Genomic DNA, 21224 nt, shown 5'->3' with positions numbered 1-21224 from the left:
GTGCATCTTTTAAAAACCGGAGCTTTGAGGATGCCCTGCGGTTTACCGAAGATGCTTTTATGCCGATATTGGAGAGTATGAAATCTTTTGTTGTGCTGGCTGCAAACGGTATTTCCGATTATGCTTTGCGGCCGCTTACCCAAGGCGGAGGTGCCGCCCTTGCTTCCGCACTGGAGCGTACAAGCCGTTTCCCCGATTACGCGGGTACTATTATAACCGCAGCAGCAGCGCAATGCGCTGCAATTCAAAAGTACTGCGATGATGTTCAGCCTTCCGCCCTACCGCCGGTGCAGGTTGTTCCGGTTGCAGAGAATACCGCTGCCGCCTTTTTTAAGGCGCTTACGCCTTTTGCAGCGGAAGCAGATCATATCTTTATTGCGTGGGCGGACGCTCCGTTTTTAGACAATGCGGGGGCGGCACAGCTTTATGGTCAGCATTGTACCTATAAGGCGGAATACAGCTTTGCCGATGGGTATCCTGAGGGGCTGCTTCCGCAAATCGTTGCAGCGGGGCTTGTCCCCATATTAGCGGCGCTTCCTTTTGCAGCGGAGGTACCGCTCAGCCGTTCTTTTCTGTTTGATACTATTAAAAAAGACATAAACTCTTACGACTTGGAAACGATGATTGCGCCTGATGATGTGCGGTACCTCAGGCTCGCTTTTTATACCGATACCAAGGCTTCATGGCTCTTGTGTCGGCAGTTTATCGGCATCACAGCGGAAAATTATGCCGCATATATCGCCGAGCGGCAAGAGTTCCTGCGGCCGCTGCCTGCCTATTACGGTATGGAGATAGTCGCTTATCATCCTTTACATTCTATTTATCGTCCGAATCTGTTCCCTAAAAACTTTGATGATTCTTGCTATATGGATTTTGAAGCCGCCGCTCAGCTCATCGATGCGGTTGCCTCATTTTCCGAAAGCGCAGTAATTTCGCTGTCGCTCTACGGGGAGCCGCTCCTGTATCCTCGTTTTGCAACACTTGTAGCGCTGATACTGAATCATCAAAACCTTTCGATATTGATAGAAACGAGCGGCATCGCGGACAAAACGGCATATAATTTTGAATATTTTGAGCAACTCGCTCAACTTTGCAGGGATGTGCCGCCGAGGGATGGCGGGCGCTTGCCGATTTACTGGATTATCGATATCGATGCGGCGGGGTCAAAAACATACGGTGCAGTTCATCAGCTTTCCGATGAGGATGCCGAACGTTATTTGAAGCAGGCCGTAACTTTTGCGGATCAATTAGCAAAAGTTTTTCCCAAAGCGGTGTGGGTGCAGATGACGCGTATGAATGAAAATGAAGCGGAATTGGAGTCCTTTTACCGGTTATGGGAAAAACGGGAAGCAAAGCCGCTTATCCAAAAATACGATCACCTCTGCGGGACTCTTCCCGACCGCCGCCCTGCCGACATTTCTCCGTTAAAGCGGCATCCCTGTTGGCACCTCAAGCGGGATATGTCTATTTGCACGGATGGAACCGTTCCGCTCTGTAAAGAAGATGTCAATCGGTCGGTTGTCCTCGGCAATGCCTTTACGATGCCGCTCGAAACGATTTGGGAAAACGGACAGGTGTTTTACCGTGAGCAGATACAATCCTGCTATAAGGGGGTGTGTGAACATTGTGACGAATATTATACCTACAACTTTTAACGAGCGGAAAGTTTCACATACTATTATCGGCGGTATACAGTATCGGGGGCAGAACAAGTCGGAAGATTTCTGCGTTATTGTGCTTAACCGTGGTAGAAAATATTATCGGCAGCTCTTTTTTGAGCAACTGTTAGCTGAAGGATTTACATCCGTTATTTCGATAGAGTCAAGCCCCGATGCCGGCGATATGGAAACCTTAACCGCGAAATTTCCGCACGTACGATTTTTATTCCCGCAAGAAAAACTCACTGTCGGGGAGATGATCAATATCGGTTTTGCAGAAACAGTTGCCCCGTATATTATGGTGATATGGAATGATACGCACATTCCGCCGGGGAGTTTTACCGAACGGGTACTTGAAAAGATTAAACAAGAACATTTGTTTTGCGCGGCGCCCGTGCTGGCGAATGTGCGGGGAGAAGCGGTTCCCAATCAGATGGTTCCCAGTCTGAGCGGGAACCGATTTTCGACCGAACAATTCCCCTGCATCAAAAATAAGACAGCCACTATCTATCCCTATGATTTTATGGGAATTTATAGTAGAAATAAGTGTATGCAGCTTGGCGGTTTTGATTATACCATTCAGAATCCTTATTGGCAAAATCTTGATCTCGGCTTTCGCGCTCACCTCTGGGGGGAGTCGATCCGGATATTTACTTCGTTCAGGATTCACTATGAAGGAGAACCGGCGCCTGAAAATATTTCTACCGATGCCTCGTACCGGCAGTTTTATCTCAAGAATCTTGCGCCGGAGCTGACGGGCGGCACGGCGGCTATTCCTTTTAAGTTATTCTGGAGCTATCTGCATAACTCCGGTTTAAACCCGCTGCATGCATGGCAGCATTTTTCTGCCGTACGGCGGTGGACTGAACTGAATAAAAACCGGTTTACAACCACCGCCCGTGCATTAATAGAGCATTGGGAGCCTTTTATATGAGCGTTTATTCAGGCGTTGCCGTTGTCGTACAAGCACGCCTTAATTCTTCACGGCTGCCGCGCAAGGCGCTTTTGAATCTTTGCGGTAAGCCGCTGCTTGGCTATACGCTTGCAGCAATGCGGGAGATTCCTGCGGAGCGGTACATCCTTGCCTGCGATCACGCTTCGGCTGCCGAGTTTACCTCGCTTGCAGAGCAATTTCATTATACCCTCATCAGCGGTTCGGAATCCGATGTACTCGGCCGTTTTTGTTCGGTCGTAAAGCAGTTTGAAACTTCGCTTCGTCCCATTACGACGGTTATCCGTGCAACGGGTGATAATCCTTTTTTATTTACCGAAGCCGCCGAAGCCTCCGTTAAGCGTTTTGTGGAACTGGGAGAGCCTGATTACTTTACCTATACCGGTCTTCCGCACGGCAGCGGTGTCGAAATTTTAAAGGCAAAGAGCTTGCTTACTGCAGAGCGGCTCACCGATGATGCGTATGATCATGAACACGTCGGTCCCGCCCTCTATCGGCATACCGATACTTTTATCTGTGTAAAGGAAACCGCCCCGCTGCAATGGTATGCACCGCATCTGCGGACAACGGTAGATACGCAAGAGGATTTTGACCGCGCGGAATTGATGATGCAGTATCTGCAGCGGGAAAAGACCGCAATGCCTCCGTCTTCTTCCGCAGTGATGAAGGCGTGCCGTTACGCCGGCCGAATTGCCGTTTTCGTTCCGTCGGTACGGGAAGGGCAGGGGACGGGGCATCTCCGCCGTGCCTGCACGTTGATGCAAGAACTCTCCCCTCAGCTGCGCTCCGTGTTGTATCTCAGCGATTCATTTCAGCCTCCGTTTGTGCAGGATATCATTAAGAAGGCGGGGTGTATTGAAACCGTCAATGAAATTCCCGAACAAGCGTGTGTGTTTATCCTCGATAATTTTAGAACGCAGGCGGAAGAAGTGCGCCAGCTTAAAAAAATTGCGCCGGTCGTTGCCTTGGATGAAGGCGGGGAGGGGAGAGCATACGCCGACTATCTGATCGATATTCTTCCTACATTGCCGTATTCCATTGACTTGACTGACGTATCGGCGCCGAAGTCTTCGCCGGATGCGCCGAAGACTTCAAATTCCTCGCATACTGTATCGAACCGTACTGTCGATCGCTCCGAACATACGATAGATCATGCTGCACGTGCTCCTGATCACTCCGCAGCGGGCGAAGCGCTTCGCTCAAATATTACCGAAGTGAGCTTTATTGCACTGCCGCAAAAGCGGAAGCGGGACGGCGCTTTAAAAAAATACGAAAAGAACGGGAAATATTTTTTCCCCATTGAAAATGCAAAGCTCTTGATTGTCTGCGGCGGAGAAGATGCTGCTCACATGGGGCTTCCGCTTGCTTATATGTTCGCCGAACTCGGCGCTGAAGTTTCCGTCGTTGAGCCTAATGAAAAAAAATATTCCCAGAAGAAGGTGAATCTCTATGTGTATCCCTATTTGGAAAACTTGAGGAACAGGCTCTGCGAATGGGACATCATTGTAACGCACTATGGCTTTACCGCCTTTGAAGCGCTCGCTGCAGGCTGTGCCGTTATCCTCGTTTCTCCGACTGACTATCATTATCGACTGGGACTCAATGCGGGATTCTCAACGATGCCCGTCGGCATACCGGTCGTTCAGGATATTAAAGCATTGTTCAAGGCAGGTATCGGTATTCCATCGATTGTTACACCTCAGTCAAAAGAAAAAAGCCTTGCCGATTTTATCTTGAAGCTTTCTATGGCAACCGCGCACCGCTGCCCGCTCTGCGACGAGCAGTCTCCGCTCCCACCCGAAGGTCGGGCGGAGAATAAAACCGTTTCGCGCTGTCCCGTTTGCGGGATGTACTATCCGTCGTTTATCGCCGCAGAAAAAAAAGACTACAGCGAACAATATTTTTTTGAAGAATATCAAGCTCAGTACGGTAAGACCTATCTGGAAGACTTTGAATCGATTAAACGGCAGGGCTTACGGCGGATGTCGATCATTAATGCAATCTATGCGAAGGTCTTTAATGGCGGCAAGGAAGAATCGCTTTTTGAAGGCCTACATCACGGGACGAAACGGATTCTCGATGTGGGCTGCGCTTATGGCCCCTTCCTTGCGGCTGCAAAGGAGTCCGGTTGGAATCCCGTCGGTACCGATATTTCGGCGGAGGCTGTGCACTATGTTTGTAAGATGCTCCAGCTTCCTGCTTGTCAGGCGCCTTTTCCGGTACTTCCGGCACGGTTTCCTTTTACGGTTGAAAAAACATTTACCGAACAGCATAACCAGTCGCTCAGTATTCCGCTTGAATCAGGCGGTTTTTCTGCCGTTACAATGTGGTTTGTTATTGAGCATTTTCAGGATTTGAATTCGGTGCTACAAAAGGTTTCCGATCTTTTGATTGGAGGTGGAATTTTTGCTTTTTCCACGCCTGCGTTGTCGGGCGTTACCGGTCGGTGGAACCGCCGTCTCTTTTTTGCGCAAAGCCCGACAGACCACTATACCATCTGGGATAGGCGACAGGCAAAAAAACAGCTGGAACGCTACGGTTTCACTGTAAAGAAGATTGTGTCCATCGGGCATCATCCGGAGCGGTTCCCCCATGCAGCAAAGATAAAAAAAGGCGGCTTCCGCTGGAATATATTGATGTTGGTCAGTAAGCTCTTTAAACTTGGCGACAGTATGGAGCTTTATGCGGTAAAGCAGGGAGCGTTTGATGACTAAAAAACGAGTGTTTATGCTCGGCGCAGGTTTTATGCAAGGCGTTGCGATACGCGCTGCCCGCGCGCTCGGCTGCACTGTCGTTGCAGCCGACGGAAATCCGTCCGCGGTGTGTGCAACGGAAGCCGATGAGTTCGTATGTATCGACTTAAAAGATACCGCGCGCCTTATCGACTATGCGCGGTATTTGCAGCAAAACGGCGGACTTGATGCGGTGTTTACCGCCGCGACGGATTTCTCAGCCGCAGTTGCCGCTATCGCGGCTGCCTGCGGCTTGCGCGGGCACACGCTCGAAGCGGCGCTCAATGCGACGGACAAGGTGCGGATGCGTGAATGTTTCCGTAAAGCCGGCGTACCATCCCCTGCTTTTATTGAGATGACCACCGCCGACCTTGCATCTTCGGCGGTAGTTGCTTCAAGTACTGCAGCTCCGACTGATCGTTTAGATGCAACAGATAATGTCCGGTATAGCAATGCGGGTGCAGCTACAGCCGTAACTAATGCACTTGAACGGCGGCTCGGCGAACTTGCCGGACGCTTCCCTCTGGTGGTAAAGCCCGTCGATAACATGGGCGCCCGCGGGTGTTCGCTCGTCAAAGATTTGTCCGGATTACGGGAAGCTGCGGAGACCGCATTGCGGTATTCGCGGAGCGGGCGCGTCATCGTTGAAGAATATATAGAAGGAAGCGAATTTTCGATTGAAGGGCTGGTTTTCGGCGGGCGGCTGTACATCACAGCGCTTGCCGACCGGCATATCTTTTTTCCTCCGTATTTTATCGAGATGGGGCATACCATCCCGTCGGAGTGTCCGCAAGAAATTGCCGATGAGGTTATATCGGTGTTTGAACGCGGCGTTTACGCGCTCGGCTTAACCGACGGAGCAGTGAAGGGCGACATTCTGGTGCGTGGCGGTAAGGCCTTTGTCGGAGAGATCGCCGCCCGCCTTTCCGGCGGTTACATGTCCGGCTGGACGGTTCCTTACAGCTGCGGTTTGGATATTACGGCGGCAGCGTTGACCCTTGCACTCGGCGGCTCGCCTCGGCTGCACACCTGCGGGAAGGATTCTTTCATTATCCCGCTCAAGCAAAACTGTCCGTTTGTGTCTGCGGAGCGGGCATGGATTTCCATTCCCGGGCAGGTGGCAGCCGTCAGCGGCTTGGAAGCCGCACGCGCAGCGCCCTTCATCAAAGATGTATTTCCCCGTGTTGGAGTAGGCGATACGGTGGTGTTCCCGCAGAACAATGTGGAAAAATGCGGCAATGTACTGAGCGCTGCGCTGAGCCGCCGGGAAGCGGTGCTGGCAAGCGAGACAGCCTGCCGTAAAATTGTACTGCGGCTTACTCCTCATGTTGCGGAAACCGATGCTTTCTTGGCAGAGCTGCATTCTCCTGCAGAACAGCAAATATTTCCGCCGAATTTTCTGCAATTTACGGAGCCGCTTGCTAGTGCCGCGGCAGAGGTAGCTGCGGATGCGCTTACTGCGGCTTCTGCTGTGGCAAGAATAAGCGTAGATGTGCTTACCGCGGATCCCGCTGCGGATAGAAAACTTCAACGTGTCGCAGATTGTTCTGTAGATTCGAGTGTTTTTTTCGACCGGTTACTCGCGGATTCCGTTTACCAAGAAAAAGAAGGCTTTGTACTGCCGGACTTTTTAGTTGCAGCGTTAGGTACTGCTCGCGATCTGCAAGGCAGGTCGCTCCGTGAACTGCTGTGTCAAGCGCTTGCAGAAGAGCCGGGGCTTGCTTCAATATTGTGCGCTTCCGAATCGGCGGAAAATTCTGCGGTGAGTGTTGTGTCTCCGGCGGAAGCCTATGGCTCCGCTCCGGCGTCTGGTTGTATTTCGATTTCATCGGCTATGCAGCGGAAGAACGGATATTGGAAAGCGCTTATCCGTGGCGGACTACAAGGATTACTCTATTGGTATGACTGCGAAAAGGCATAACAGCGCACTTTTTATTGCCGGTGTTTTCCTCTTATTGAGTATTGCTCCTGCTTTCGCTGCGGAGAAAACCGTATCGGCTCTTGATGTGGCAAAAACGCTCGGCGCCGACCTCACATGGGATCCGCTTTCGCAGGAAATCACGTTCACGGTCGGTGATCATACGGCGCAGTGCCGGATTGGTACGCCGCTGATGTTTTTAGATTACCGTGAAACGGTAATCGTTCAAGCTCCTCAAATGGAATCAAATGCTCAACCGCAGCTCCCCGCAGCGCTCTTTACGCAGTTGGAGACTTTTTTTAAGCAGTTTGATACCGGCTCGTTTTTCCGTGTCGGCGCCATCCTCATCGATCCCGGTCACGGCGGAAAAGATCCCGGTACGACCGGTTCTTACGTTGAAAACGGTAAAACTATCCCCGTCTACGAGAAGAAGATCGCGTTAACGGTTTCGCTTTCGTTATATGAAATGCTGCGTAAAACCTATCCCGATAAAAAAATCCTTCTTACCCGTTCGGGCGATACCTATCCTACATTGCCGGAGCGGATTGAGATGGCCAATAATGTTCCACTGAAAAAAAATGAAGCTATCCTATATATTTCAATTCATGCAAATGCGTCTCCGTTTAATAATAAACCGTACGGTTTTGAGGTTTGGTATCTGCCTCCCGACTATCGGCGTGATTTAATCGATAAAAATACTACGTCAAAAGAAATCGCCCATATTTTAAACTCTATGCTTGAAGAAGAATTTTCTACGGAAAGTATTTTAATTGCAAAGAATATTTCGGACGGACTGGAAGCTCAGATCGGGAAGGAGAGCAAAAACCGCGGTTTAAAAGAAAAGGAATGGTTTGTCGTGCGGAATGCGAAGATGCCGAGCGTACTCATCGAGCTGGGCTTCGTAACCAACCCCGAAGAAGCAAAACGCCTGAATACCCCGTCCTACTTGCAAAAATGCGCGCAAGGAATATATAATGGACTCACTGCATTTATCTCTCGATTTGAGAGACAATAGGTAAAACTAGGCAAACGCATTCAAATATTTGGAGCGGTTGCCTTCCTTTTGCACGAAATTTTTTCGAAAATTTCGTGCGGGTTATTGCTAAAAGCAGGGTAATCGCATCAGACAAATAGATAAGAATCGCAGAAAAATGAGGTTGGGCAACCATTTGAACCGCGAAGAGGTTCAACTCTGGTTGAACGGCCTCATTTTTCTGCGGGGATTCTCAAAAAATATCTGATGCGATTACCCTGATAGGTAAGGTTGAGATGAATTTTTTTACAAAGCCGAGGCTGATATGCCGGCTGCTGCTTAGCGTAATTGCCGGAATGTTGTTTTTATCGTATATGACGAGTTCTAAACAGGAGCGTACGCTTTTGTATTTTCAACAAAGTGATGGCGGCATCGGTATTGAAGAACGATATTTGCCGCCGTTGTCTGAGTCTGAGTTTGCCGTATCGTTAGTGAATGAATTGCTGCTCGGTCCTGCCGATCACCGTTTTTTACGTTTTGCCGATCCCGAATTACGCCTTCGCAGTTGTTTTGTGCGTGATAATGCATTATATATCGATTTTCCTGCACAGGTTTTAACGCCGGATATTAAGGCTCCGGACTTTCATACCGTCTATACATTGCTGCGGAAGAATATTGCGGTAAACTGTAAAAATATCGGAGCCGTTTATTTTTATATTGACGGTGTGCCGGCCTATGTAAAAAATTATCATAGTTCAACCGATAATAAAAAGAGTTGACAAGAATAAGTATCTTTCGTATACTTATCAACAACAGGGCATTCTTAACAGGAAAAGGAGCTTTTGAATGAAAAGAACAAGCATACTTGTAGCGATTGCACTTCTCTTTATTGGTGCATTTGCGGTTGCTGAAGAAGCAATTTTGGTTGACTTTGCGTTATTGAACGCAGATATCCTTGCGGATAAGAACGGTGCTATGACTCAGAACCGCAGAACGGTTATGGATTATGCGACCGTCGCAGGTTCTACCTACACCGATGAGCAGAAGGCTCTGATGAGAACATCTCTGGCTATCGGTCAGTGGGAAGTCGTTTTGAACTCATCTTCTCGCAATCCGACTGCTGTTGCGGTTTCTCATGCTACTGAAGCAAAGGTAAGCGATGAAGCGAAGAACTTTGCCGGTCAAACCATGATGGGTGTCCGCATTGAGTTCCCTCTGTGGGCGCATAACGCGAGCGCAACAATCGAGCCTACTTTCAATATTCCCAGCTATGAATCACTTGCGCAGGTTGATGATCAGGGAAATATTCAGGAAGCAACCGATGAGGAAAAAGCTTCCGGAAAAGGCCGCTTTGAAGACGGATACGGTGTTGTACGCAATACCGGTGTTATCAAGTCTATTGCGGTTAATACTTACGGTATGAATTTCCCCCATGGTCTTTACGTACTTATTCGCAACGAAAAGAATGAAGTAAAGCGCTATTTCATGGGTTATCTGCTGTTTGACGGATGGAAAGAGCTTGTATGGAATAACCCTGCATATTTAACGGACGTGCGTGCCCGCGAGACTCGGCTCTATCCGGTATATCCGAAGTCGCTTCCTTTCAGCGCTTTTGAAGGGTTCTTGGTTACTCGTGATGCAGCGCATGACGGTGGTCCTTTTGTCGGTTACTTCAAAGACGTTAAGCTTATCTATGATAAAGCTGTGTTGAACACCGTCCGCGATTTTGCTGATGAAGATATCTGGGGTATCCAGACAAAGATGAACAACGAGCGTATGCAACTTGAAATGTCTCGCTTTGGTCAAACACAAGTTCTCCGCTTCTTAGAGCAGGAGAAGATGGCGACCGAAGCAGGTTTTACTCCTTCTGAAGGTTCTGCAGCAGCAGGAAATTCAACAGAGGCTGCAAACTAATAATGCATTAGTTGCTTAATACAAATAGGCGGTATTGAATACCGCCTATTTTTTTGCTCTGAGTTTGATTATGTCATTTAATACTGTGTGGATACCTGATAAAAATCAATTAAAAAAGCAATATAACGATTATCATGCACATTTTGTTGTTCTGTTAAAACGTCTTGAAGATTATCTACGTTCAATCGTTAAGGTGTCTGCACTGCCTGCGTATAAAACGCGGGTAAAAAGTTTTGACAGCTATTATGAAAAGTTATTAAAATTTCCGCCTGCCGATCCGTCAATTAAATTTCCTGTTGTAACCGATTTGATTGGAATTCGGATTGTATGTCCCTTTTTGCAGAATCTCGGGGAAGTAGAAAATATCTTAGTAAAAAATTTTACCGTTAAAGAAGTTGAGCGAAAAGGTGCCGACCGTACTTTTCGGGAATTCGGTTATGAGTCTACTCATGTTTTAGCTGATATTCCTGAAAGTTTTACGGTAGGACTACTATTGCCTGAGAATCTGATCTTTGAAGTCCAAATTAGAACGATTTTACAGGATGCGTGGGCGGAAGTTGAACATGAGCTGATTTATAAATTTGAATTTTCTCCCTTTGATTTTCCGCTTAAACGAAAGTTTGCTTCAATTAACGCGAGCCTCAGCCTCGCGGATATACTCTTCCAAGAAATTAGAGATGCTCAAAATAGTTTGAATACGGAACTTGATAAGCGGCGTGAACAGTTTTATTCGCGTGCCGACGAATTCACAAAGGATCTACTCGGTGATTCTTCAGAGATTGAGGAAAAATCCAATGAGGGAGTGATGAATATTTCCGCTTTAGAAACAATCGATAGTATGATTTTCCATGCTATTAGAGCGCATAATCGTGGAGATTTTCCAACAGCGGAAACGTTGTACACTAAGATATTAAATCAAAAACCGAATGCATTGGTTGCATCCATTGTCTATAAACATCGCGGTATGGCTTTTTTTGCTCAAGGTGCATATAAAAATGCATATAAGGATTTTTCTGCCAGTCTTGACGAAAACCCTAAGAATTTCCGCTCGTATTATTATGCAGGTATCGTATTGATGATGATGGATAAAAATTTAGAGGCAATTACGATGTTTACAAAGTCGCTTGAAATAAACGGATATCAAGCCCACGTATATTTTAGGCGCGCACTAGCTTATTTTCAAGAAAATCAGCTTATCTTGGCTTTGCATGATCTTGATAATGCTTCCGCGCTCGGACTCCCTTTAGAAGAGGAAAAGAAATTAAGGGCGGCTATTGCAAAAAAGATCGATATGGTTTAATATCATTAGTCTGTATTGTATGCTAGCAATTTTATTGGAGGTTTTTAAATGGCTAATAATGCATCTGCTATAAAACGTCATAAACAGAGTGAAGTTCGCCGTATCCATAATAAATCGGTGAAGTCGGCAGCACGGACATGTGCTAAAAAGTATACGCTTGCTGTTGTTGAAAAAAATGCCGAATCTGCTATGAGTTTATTAAAGGAACTTGCGCATCAGCTCGATAGTGCTGCTCGGAAGGGAATTATTACAAAAAATGCCGCTGCACGAAAAAAGTCTCGTATGCAAAAGTTGTATAATGTAACTTTTTCACAAAAATAGCGTATTTATCTTTTTACATTTTCATTATCCCTTATCCTTTTTCGATTTTATCAATAGAAGTACGGAAGATGTTATTGTTTGTGTTTCTATTTGCTGGTATTTGGTGATGAATACAATTAGGATAACGGGTAATATGATATAATGGCATCTCCTTACGCTTCTGCCTTTTTAAAGCAGCAATTGGTTTCTTATATAACCGATTTTTTGTACTGTTATTTGAAAGGTTGCTTTTAAGAGAAAATTTTGTATTCCGTCTGGAAGGTTAAAGATGAGTAAACATAAACAGGTAAGCAAACAAACAAAAACAAGCATTGTTGATGCAATTTATAAAAAAACAGATCACATGTTGAAGGATATTCATTCTATAAGCGATTTGTTCTTTTCAGAAATGTTTGAAGCTTTGCAACGAGGTGAAACAATAGAAATTCGCGGTTTTGGTACGTTTTCAGTACAATTCCGTAAGGGGCGAAAGGGAATGCGAAATCCCAAAACGGGTGAATTAGTGAATACTACGGATCATTCGGTGGTCGTATTTCGGCCGGGAAAGATATTGGGCGCTGCTGTTCATCCGATTGTAGGGGAGAAAGTACCGAATGCAAAGAAGTAGAAAACTTGCCTATTGGGGTGTTAATGTCGCTCTACTTGTAAGTTCTTCTGCTCTTTTTGCTTTTTCGCAGCCCGGTTTTTTAGTTTCGACAGGGTTGCCATTCCTTGCCTATATTATTTTTATCCCACTTCTCATTTTAGTCCGTAGAATTTCGCTCCCTTCTTCTTTTTTGTGGGGCGGAGTTTACGGCGTACTTAATTATTGTATATTCAGTTATTGGTTATGGGGCTTTCATCCGCTTGCAATGTATATTGTTGCGCTGGAATATTTTTTTTATTACATGCTCACGATTCCACTGCTTAAATTGGCTGATATCTATTTTCCCCGATACGGTTTTATCGTACAATGGCTCATTTGGATTGGATATGAGTACATTAAAACACTTGGGTTCCTTGGCTTTTCTTACGGCTTGGTCGGTTATTCACAGTGGCAGTTTATACCCCTCATTCAGATTGCATCGATTTTCGGGGTATGGGGTGTCTCTGCGTTAGTCTGCTTTCCATCTGCCTGGATAGCTGCCGGAATAAAACCGCATTGCAAGGAGCCGGTGCAAAACTGGTTCCGTGAGTTTCGTACATTTGCATATCGGGAGCGTGCCTCTGCGTTGATTTGGTGTCTCTGTGTCATTGTAGCATTGATTTACGGCGTGTCCGTCCAGCGGGATTACAAAGATGCCCCGACGGCAAGTATCGCACTTATTCAGCCGAACTCCGATCCATGGGTAGGAGGAATTGAGGCGTATAAAAGAGATTTTAAAACGCTGAAAACACTGTCGGATCAGGCCATCGCCGATAATCCGAAACTTGCACTTGTCGTATGGCCGGAAACCGCTTTTATCCCCCGTATCGATTGGCATTATCGGTATCGTGAAGATCGAAATACCTTTGAGCTTGTACATGAGCTTTTAACCTATCTTGATACGAAACCGGTACCGTTTTTAATCGGAAATGACGATGCCGTAAAAGCGCCAACCGGTGCAAGTATAGAAGATCGGCTCGATTATAATGCTGCTTTACTATTCCGCCCTAAGGAGAACGTATTTCCACCGCAGCCCGAGCAATACAGAAAGATGCATTTGGTACCCTTTACGGAGCATTTTCCGTACAAAAAAACATTTCCTGCTATTTATGACGCATTGCTTGCGAATGATACTCATTTTTGGGAAAAAGGAACCGAGCCAACAGTTTTTTCGGTGAACGGATTGAACTTTTCCGTTCCAATTTGCTTTGAAGATACGTTCGGTTATATTACGAGACGTTTTGCGCGTCATGGAGCAAGGTTATTTGTCAATATGTCAAATGATGCATGGGCGAAAAGCGTTGCCTGTCAATATCAGCATTTAAGTATGAGTGTATTTCGAGCTGTAGAAACCCGCTTACCGATGGTGAGGGCAACTGCATCGGGTCAAACCGCGGCAATTAGTCCGCATGGGCATATTACTGCGATGCTTTCGCCGTTTATCGAAGGATATATATGCGTTGATATTCCTGTGTTTACAACAAACTCGAATACATGGTATGTGCTTTGGGGCGACGTTTTAGGGTTTATAGCAGCAATAGCGGCTGTCTGCCTCTTGATTATCGGCTCGGTACGGGCTATACTCAATCATAGGAAAGCTGCATGAAAAAAATCGATAAAGAAAAAAAACTAACCGTTTTAGGGAAAGAGACGGTATTTGACGGTTTTTTGAAATTTACTGAAGACCTGCATATCCAAGGTACTTTTTCGGGTGCTATAGATGCGCAAGGCTTTTTATTAATAGAAAAAGGTGCAGTTTGTAAAACTCAGTATATTAGAGCCGCTTCGATCGTTATTGAAGGTACTGTTTACGGTTCTTTAACTGCTGCCGATAAGATAGAGATGAAAGCCGGCAGCATTGTGCATGGGGATGTCCATGCAGCCCGTATTAAGATTGCAGACAATGTATCATTTGAAGGTGCCGTACAGATGATACGAGACAATGCCGGAATTGATGCGAATCTCTTTTCCATGTCTCCCGAACAACTCAAGCAAAAGCTGCGTAGCTAATGTTTCCACAAATTCATTATATATTTGACGAGCTAAAACGTAAGAATCTTTTTCTTGTAACGGCTGAATCGTTAACAGGCGGCTTAATTGCAAAATACATTACGGATGTGCCCGGCGCTTCCGAAGTTTTTTGGGGCGGATGGGTAACCTATTCGGAGCAGGCAAAGCATCATCTGTTAAATGTTCCTGCCAAAATTTTGGAAGACTTTGGCGTGGTAAGTATTGAAACCGCAGTTGCAATGGCAAAAGGAGCCTTAGCCATTGCTTCGGATTCTTCGGGCAAGAAGGGTTATGCTCTTGCAGTAACCGGACTTGCGGGACCTGACGGGGGAACTCCAAAACTGCCGGTGGGGACGGTGTGTATTGCCTGTGCGAGTAATGAAAATGCTGCTTTTGTATATTCTGAAAAGTATCTGTTTAGCGGTGTGCGCGATGCGATTCGTGAACAGACCTATACTGCTGCAATGCAAATGCTATTGCAGCAATTAAAAAGAGGTTGCCAAAACCGATAAGGTTATAGCATCCCCTTGACAAGAGAAAAAATAACAAGATAAAATAAAGGAGTTGCCGACTAACTCTAATATGAGGATAATCGGCGGTAACTTTGGCATTTCTTATTTCGCAATAGCTGATAGTATTTAAAAAAGTTTATTGCGGAATAGACGGAAACACTCATGCTTTCTAATAAAGGCTTTTTTACTTGAAACAGTGTTTTCTAAACCAACTTATCAAAGCTAATCTTTCTTAAAGAATACTCCGTATCTTCTTGATATTTTTTAATTAAAATTTACTATGGAGAAATTTTATGACAATCTTAAAAGTACGCCGTTCGCCTTTTACTGCTGACGGAGCCGCTCCGGATTTTTCAGAACAGCCTGAGTTGAATCTTGAGCAACAAGAGGCCGCGGGTACCGTGTCCTCTGAAACCGAAAGGTTTATACATGAAACAGACAATGGTGTAGAACATCCTGCGGCACCCGATGAATCGTCTGAAAAAAAATTAGTAGTACGATCTCGTATGCGTAGAAAATCAACCGGTGAGGGAAGTGTTCCTGAGGGAGAGAAAAGACCGCGCCGCCAATCTTCTATGCGGAGAACCTACAACCGAACGCCGGATTCCGCCGCTATAGATGGAAATAACGGTTCCGAAGACAATGAAAACAAACTGAAACTGGTTATCAATGACTTAACACGTATGGGTATGCATGCCTTGCGTGATTTGGCGGCGCAGTACGGTATACCGCATGAAGATATGGTTGCGATGAAGAAGCAGGAAATTATCTTTTTTATCCTGAAACATCATACCGAAAACGGCGGCATTATTTTTGCCTCAGGCGCTTTGGAAATTCTACCCGATGGTTACGGCTTTTTGCGTTCGCCGCAGAATAGCTATTTATCAGGTTCCGACGATATTTATATTTCGCCGAGCCAGATTCGCTTGTTCAACCTTAAAACGGGCGATACCGTATACGGGCAAATCCGCTCACCTAAAGAAGGAGAACGCTTTTTTGCCCTGCTACGGGTTGAGTCGGTAAACTTTGAAGATGTATCCATTGCTCAAAGCCGCATTCCTTTCGATAACCTTACCCCGCTGTATCCCCGCCAAAAACTCAATCTGGAAACAACAAGTGAACTTTACTCAACCCGCATTATGGATTTGTTTTGTCCGATCGGAAAAGGGCAGCGTTCTTTGATTGTCGCTCCTCCTCGCACCGGTAAGACAATTCTAATGCAGCAAATCGCGAATGCCATAACGCAAAATCATCCTGAAGTATATCTCATCGTTTTGCTGATTGATGAGCGTCCGGAAGAAGTTACCGATATGGAGCGGACAGTCCACGGTGAAGTTATCTCGTCAACCTTTGATGAGCAGGCGACAAGGCACGTTCAGGTTGCAGAAATGGTACTGGAAAAGGCGAAGCGGCTGGTTGAGCATAAAAAGGATGTGGTTATTTTGCTCGATTCCATCACACGCCTTGCCCGTGCGTATAACCAAACGGTGCCGACTTCCGGTAAGGTGCTGTCCGGCGGTGTCGATTCAAATGCACTGCATAAACCCAAGCGCTTTTTCGGGGCTGCCCGTAATATCGAAGAAGGCGGCAGTTTGACTATTATTGCTACCGCTCTGATAGAAACCGGCAGCCGTATGGATGAGGTTATCTTTGAGGAATTCAAAGGAACGGGTAATATGGAAATCAACTTGGATCGCCGGTTATCCGATCGCCGTATATTCCCTGCAATCAATATTAAGAAGTCAGGCACCCGTAAAGAAGAGCTTTTGATTAACGAGGCTGATTTGCAGCGAATTTGGTTGTTACGAAAGGTCATTAACCCGATGGATGATATCGAAATTATGGACTTACTTCTTGACAAAATGAAGAAAAGTAAGAATAATGAGGTGTTCTTGAAATTGATGAATTCCGGAACCATGCAATAATACGGCTCTGGCTGATTGATGCTGAAATGGTAAGTAGTGCTCCTTTTGGAGGAGTGTGTAAGAGGTGTTATAATGAAAAAAGATATTCATCCCAATTATGTAGAAACAACGATTACGTGTGCATGTGGAAATGTTATTCAGACCCGTTCTACAGAGAAAGATATTAAAGTTGAAATTTGTTCTGCTTGTCATCCTTTCTTTACGGGTAAACAGAAGTTGGTAGATACCGCCGGACGTATTGATCGCTTTAAGAAACGCTACAATATTAAAGACTAAAAATCCGTTATTCCATAGAATTAAAACACTAAAACGGATAGGTTTTAGTGTTTTGTTTTTTATAGGGGCGATGATGGCGTATATGATTACAAAACGATATACAACCGGTGAAGAAATTGTCAATGCAATAACACATGGCATTGGAACCTTGCTTTCGATTGCCGGTTTGGTGCTCCTTATTATCCGTGCCGTTCATTATGCGCCTGAGGAATATAGAGCGCGGTGCATTGTCGGGTTTACGATATTCGGTTCTTCGTTAATTATTCTCTATTTGTTTTCTACACTCTATCATGCTTTACCGCTCGGTACAAAAAAGATATTCGGCATATTCGATCACTGTTCAATTTATATCCTTATCGCCGGTACTTACACAGCTTACTGTCTTACTGCGCTGCGGGGAGCGGTCGGATGGTCTATCTTTGGCGTTATTTGGGGATTAGCCGTAGTCGGTATTGTGCTCTATGCGATATTCGGGAGCAGAGTGCGCGTGTTATCGGTTGTTACCTATATTCCGATGGGGTGGCTTATTATATTTGCTGCAAAGCCGCTTAAAGAACAGCTCCCTCTATTAAGCTTCCGTTTTTTGATTTTAGGCGGTGTACTCTATACCGTCGGCTGCATTTTTTATGCAATGAAAAAAATAAAATGGATGCATGGTGTGTGGCATCTCTTTGTACTCGCCGGAAGCATCATGCACTTTTTTTCTATTTATTACAGCATATAGTGTCTGGTGTGGTGCAAGAGTAATCGCACCAGATATTTCAAGCGGCTGCTTTCCTTTTGCGCAAAATTTTGGATAAAATTTTGCGCAGTTTATTTTTAGAAGAAAGGCAATTGCATCAGACAAATAGATAAAATCGCGGAATAAATAGGCTAGGCAACCATTTGAGCTGCATAGCAGCGAAACTCTGGTTGAACAGCCTATTTATTCCGTGGAATATTCAAGATAGTGTCTGATGCAATTGCCTTGTATGCGTTTAATTCTTTGTTCCATTTAAAAGATTTTCGATAAACTCCGTCGGGCATAATTCTTTGTTCAAAATTTTGTAGAGTCCGGTGCAGAGCGGCAGCTTTAAATCGTATTTTATGGCGATCTGACTAAGGTATGCGCATGCGACGATGCCTTCCGGTAAATAGCCGATAGTTCCGATTCGTGCAATAAGGTCATCGATGCCATTAAACGTGTCTAAGGCAGCTGCGTTGATGATTCCTCGACCGAATTTGCGGTTTCTGCCGTATTTACTTCGGCAGGTAACATCAAGGTCCCCGATCCCCGAAATCGATGTGAATGTTTCCGGATGTGTTGCGCCCATTGCTCTCCCGATAATCTGAATTTCATTTAAGCCGGCTGCCAATAAAAGAGATTCTGTATTGTCCCCGAAAAAGTCGGAGTGTTCGGTTAGTGCATCAAGCATACCGAATGCAATGGCAATTACATTCTTTGTCGCTGCGCATACCTGTACGCCTACGATATCAAGACTGGAATATACCAGAAGGCTGCGCGATTTAAGGATTTCGCGGCACCGGATGGAGCTTAAGGGATTCTTTGAAGCGGCAATGAGGCCGGTGAGTTTTCCTGCAGCGACCTCTTCTCCGTGGCTCGGGCCCGCGACATAGACGAGGTGATCCCGATAAAAATCGGGCAGTTTGTTTTCAAGGGATTCGATGATTAAGTGTGGCTCTCCGTGTTCATCAGGAATAAATCCTTTGGTAAGCACTGCGATGAGCGGATATGACTGTGTACCGGTATCGATATTGAAAGGAGAAATCGTTAAGAGCTGATTTACGGCATCCATTAAATAGAGGGAAGGACTTGCTAAAAAAAGTACCGCTGCATCTTTGCATACTTCCTGCATATCGGTATCGGCAGAGATTGTTGGCGGTAAGACGTAATTCGGTAAATGCTTTTTATTAATATGCTCGGTATTGATGCTTGAGCATACATCCTCACTCCGATTCCAGAGCATAACGCGATGTCCGTTTCGACCGAGTGCGCAGGCTATTGCCGTTCCCCATGACCCCGCACCGAGAATAGCGATTTTTTCATTCATAATACATTTTCCTGTCGAGAACTCTAAAAAATTGGACAAGGTTTTAGCAGCTCGTTGTGGGAACTCCTAAAACCTCAGTTTTTAGAGTTGATCTATTGTATAAACTCTACCGGTTCCGTTCGTTCTTTCGGCGCCGGTTTTTCTGCAGGATATCCCAACGCAACAAAGCCGCATATTACATGATTTCGCGGGATATGGAAGGAATCGAGTATCTTTCTGATTCCCGGTTCATTGCATTTATCGCGTAATTGATTTATCCAGACCGCACCTAATCCAAGAGATTCCGCTGCTAAATACGTATTTTCGATTGCGCAAGACGAATCGCATTGGCCGTATATATCATCCTCAGTAAAGCTGATCAAGAGAATGGCATCGCAGTCGTATATATGGTAATCGCTGCGGTTATGCACTTTTGCGATCGCCTGTGCAAGTTGTTGAATTTTTTCCCGATTATGTACAACCGTAAATTTTCGCGCTTGTCTGTTTTTTCCCGTTGGAGCCGCTTTTGCACAGTCGGCAATAAGTTTTAGTTTTTCATCTTCAATTCTTTGATCGGTAAATGTGCGTATGCTTACTCGCGTTAAAATTGCATTGATCACTTCATTCATACGAGCTACCTCCGTATTCTCTCTATTTTACACCGTTTATAAGATAATGGCAAACCTTAAAATTGAACCGACCTCATTATTCAATAACAATACCGATGTTACTTGCAGTACGGATATGGATATTCAAGTTACGAGTGGGAGATACAATGCGCTGTTCTCCGTTTTCCTGTAGAATCAACGAACTTGAACTGCCGCCGTCAAGTTGAAGCGCATCGTCGGATCCTAATTCCCGCATCAGGTTTGCAGTTTCTTCAAAAGAAAGCCCCTTGCTTTTCCGTTTGTTTTCCCCTTCTACCGCTACGACGAAGAGTGTTTTCCCGTTATCGGCAAGGCCGACGGCAGTTCGTGAATCGCGGCGGTGAAGTTTTTGAGGTAATACGCTGCCGTTCCGAAGGATTGTCCAAAATCCCCCCACTGCATGGCGGACACTTGCCGATAGGACATCTTCCGTTTGAGAATCGATAATACGGGCAGTTTTATCCGCATAAAAAAGCAGTGCGCCGTAGCGTTCGTTTGGCATACTCATCCGCCGGAAATCCGTAACATGAATGCCGACGATAGTGCGGTATAGGCTGAAAAGCAGCGATCGCGTTTTGAATGGAGCGGCATTAAAAGCAACGATTGTATTGTGCCTTGATGCAAAATCCCGGGTCGTTTCTCCGCGGATACGCCCTCGGTTGTTTGTAAAGAGAGCCGGTTCCGAAGTTATAACGGAGATGGACGGATTGAGTAAATCTATTTTTACAATATGGACTATGAGCGGGAGCTGAGAATCATGTATATCGGCTGCTTCAATACCCGGTGATAGAGGATGCCAGCGTATTTCTTCCCGAGTGATAGGCTGATACGGCGTATCCGTGTAGGTGGTAGGAACAGTTGTGCATCCTGAAAAACACCAAAGAGAGCACGCCAATATCAGCAGCGGGAATACCGGAAGTGTGCCTTCGGAAAGTTTTTGCTTATAGTGCACTCGTGCCTGTACAGATTGGAGAAACGCCGGATAGTTTTGTAACATAAAGCGAGTATATCATAAAAGAGAATAGATTACAAAACCTGAGTTTTCAGGGACTTGACAGCCCGTCATAAATTTTCTATATTAGGGGACGAAATTTTTCATGAGGAGGCTTGAGGTATGGCTGGTGCAAGTAAAAACTCCCGTACTGCTGTCGCTACGCAGAAGTTTAGCTGTCCGTGCGGCGGTGAAGTTGTGTTAAAAACAATGGTTGAAAACGGAAAAATAAAAAATATCGCTGAATGTGCAAAATGTCATCGTATTGAACGTCGACCTAAAGATTTTAAATAGTCTTGCAAATACACTGAGATTTAGAAAGCTGCTACCGAATATAACGGAGGCAGCTTTTTTTATGTGCTTTGCCATGCAATAATTCGGTGGATGATTTATCATACGTATTTAAATCTGATAGTTGAAACGTCTCTTGAATAAGCAGT

At 45.5% G+C, this 21224-nt stretch carries 20 protein-coding genes; 17 read left to right on the top strand and 3 right to left on the bottom strand.

Annotated features, from left to right (window positions below):
• Positions 1-77: 77 nt before the first annotated feature.
• The 16 genes from ABK01_RS08505 to ABK01_RS08430 all read left to right on the top strand — a co-directional run bounded on the left by ABK01_RS08505 (position 78) and on the right by ABK01_RS08430 (position 17840).
• Positions 78-1655: a spiro-SPASM protein gene (locus tag ABK01_RS08505; RefSeq protein ID WP_230974371.1), complete on the top strand. Its 1578-nt coding sequence runs from the start codon at positions 78-80 to the stop codon at positions 1653-1655.
• On the top strand, positions 1618-2592 hold the full coding sequence (locus ABK01_RS08500) for a glycosyltransferase family protein (protein WP_253675326.1): 975 nt from the start codon (positions 1618-1620) through the stop codon (positions 2590-2592). The genes ABK01_RS08505 and ABK01_RS08500 overlap by 38 nt, the downstream gene beginning before the upstream one ends.
• Positions 2589-5324, top strand: coding sequence for a cytidylyltransferase domain-containing protein (locus tag ABK01_RS08495; RefSeq protein WP_253675325.1), 2736 nt, complete (start codon positions 2589-2591; stop codon positions 5322-5324). Before ABK01_RS08500 ends, ABK01_RS08495 begins: the two co-directional genes overlap by 4 nt.
• Positions 5317-7263, top strand: a complete 1947-nt coding sequence (locus tag ABK01_RS08490; RefSeq protein ID WP_253675324.1) for an ATP-grasp domain-containing protein — start codon at positions 5317-5319, stop codon at positions 7261-7263. Before ABK01_RS08495 ends, ABK01_RS08490 begins: the two co-directional genes overlap by 8 nt.
• Complete coding sequence (locus tag ABK01_RS08485; RefSeq protein WP_212565069.1) at positions 7244-8275, top strand: N-acetylmuramoyl-L-alanine amidase; 1032 nt, start codon at positions 7244-7246, stop codon at positions 8273-8275. Before ABK01_RS08490 ends, ABK01_RS08485 begins: the two co-directional genes overlap by 20 nt.
• 254 nt (positions 8276-8529) lie before the next feature.
• Positions 8530-9012 (top strand): GerMN domain-containing protein, encoded by a 483-nt coding sequence (locus ABK01_RS08480; protein ID WP_253675323.1) that lies wholly within the window; start codon positions 8530-8532, stop codon positions 9010-9012.
• Positions 9013-9079: 67 nt separating this feature from the next.
• Positions 9080-10147, top strand: a complete 1068-nt coding sequence (locus tag ABK01_RS08475) for a flagellar filament outer layer protein FlaA (protein WP_253675322.1) — start codon at positions 9080-9082, stop codon at positions 10145-10147.
• A 67-nt stretch (positions 10148-10214) separates the two neighbouring features.
• Entirely contained in the window at positions 10215-11447 is a 1233-nt protein-coding gene (locus ABK01_RS08470) for a (p)ppGpp synthetase (RefSeq protein WP_371922042.1), read from the top strand.
• A 48-nt stretch (positions 11448-11495) separates the two neighbouring features.
• The gene (rpsT, locus tag ABK01_RS08465) at positions 11496-11768 is read left to right on the top strand and encodes a 30S ribosomal protein S20 (protein WP_016524029.1); all 273 of its coding nucleotides are present in this window, start codon (positions 11496-11498) and stop codon (positions 11766-11768) included.
• A 268-nt stretch (positions 11769-12036) separates the two neighbouring features.
• Positions 12037-12375 carry an HU family DNA-binding protein gene (locus ABK01_RS08460; RefSeq protein WP_253675320.1) on the top strand — a complete coding sequence of 113 codons (339 nt, stop codon included), beginning with the start codon at positions 12037-12039 and terminating at the stop codon, positions 12373-12375.
• On the top strand, positions 12362-13999 hold the full coding sequence (lnt, locus tag ABK01_RS08455) for an apolipoprotein N-acyltransferase (RefSeq protein ID WP_212565064.1): 1638 nt from the start codon (positions 12362-12364) through the stop codon (positions 13997-13999). The genes ABK01_RS08460 and lnt overlap by 14 nt, the downstream gene beginning before the upstream one ends.
• Positions 13996-14403, top strand: coding sequence for a bactofilin family protein (locus tag ABK01_RS08450; RefSeq protein WP_212565063.1), 408 nt, complete (start codon positions 13996-13998; stop codon positions 14401-14403). The genes lnt and ABK01_RS08450 overlap by 4 nt, the downstream gene beginning before the upstream one ends.
• Positions 14403-14915 (top strand): CinA family protein, encoded by a 513-nt coding sequence (locus tag ABK01_RS08445; RefSeq protein WP_212565062.1) that lies wholly within the window; start codon positions 14403-14405, stop codon positions 14913-14915. Before ABK01_RS08450 ends, ABK01_RS08445 begins: the two co-directional genes overlap by 1 nt.
• Positions 14916-15208: 293 nt before the next feature.
• Positions 15209-16840 carry a transcription termination factor Rho gene (gene rho, locus ABK01_RS08440; protein ID WP_212565061.1) on the top strand — a complete coding sequence of 544 codons (1632 nt, stop codon included), beginning with the start codon at positions 15209-15211 and terminating at the stop codon, positions 16838-16840.
• Between the two features lie 72 nt (positions 16841-16912).
• Positions 16913-17116: a 50S ribosomal protein L31 gene (rpmE, locus tag ABK01_RS08435; RefSeq protein ID WP_016524023.1), complete on the top strand. Its 204-nt coding sequence runs from the start codon at positions 16913-16915 to the stop codon at positions 17114-17116.
• Positions 17117-17189: 73 nt separating this feature from the next.
• Positions 17190-17840, top strand: a complete 651-nt coding sequence (locus ABK01_RS08430) for a PAQR family membrane homeostasis protein TrhA (RefSeq protein ID WP_212565060.1) — start codon at positions 17190-17192, stop codon at positions 17838-17840.
• A gap of 253 nt (positions 17841-18093) precedes the next feature.
• On the opposite strand, the gene ABK01_RS08425 is transcribed toward ABK01_RS08430, so the two are convergent.
• From ABK01_RS08425 to ABK01_RS08415, 3 genes are all read right to left on the bottom strand, one after another.
• Positions 18094-19167 (bottom strand): NAD(P)H-dependent glycerol-3-phosphate dehydrogenase, encoded by a 1074-nt coding sequence (locus ABK01_RS08425; RefSeq protein WP_253675319.1) that lies wholly within the window; start codon positions 19165-19167, stop codon positions 18094-18096.
• A gap of 92 nt (positions 19168-19259) precedes the next feature.
• Positions 19260-19775, bottom strand: coding sequence for a nitroreductase family protein (locus ABK01_RS08420; protein WP_212565058.1), 516 nt, complete (start codon positions 19773-19775; stop codon positions 19260-19262).
• Between the two features lie 76 nt (positions 19776-19851).
• Complete coding sequence (locus ABK01_RS08415; RefSeq protein WP_253675318.1) at positions 19852-20790, bottom strand: phosphodiester glycosidase family protein; 939 nt, start codon at positions 20788-20790, stop codon at positions 19852-19854.
• Positions 20791-20907: 117 nt separating this feature from the next.
• On the opposite strand from ABK01_RS08415, the gene ABK01_RS08410 reads away from it, so the two are divergent.
• The gene (locus ABK01_RS08410) at positions 20908-21078 is read left to right on the top strand and encodes a hypothetical protein (RefSeq protein ID WP_006188141.1); all 171 of its coding nucleotides are present in this window, start codon (positions 20908-20910) and stop codon (positions 21076-21078) included.
• Positions 21079-21224 lie beyond the last annotated feature (146 nt).

This window comes from Treponema sp. OMZ 305 (genome assembly GCF_024181325.1).
In the GTDB taxonomy this organism is placed as follows: Bacteria; Spirochaetota; Spirochaetia; order Treponematales; family Treponemataceae; genus Treponema.
Note: the sequence above shows the minus strand (reverse complement) of the source record. Positions and strands in the feature narration are given on the sequence as shown.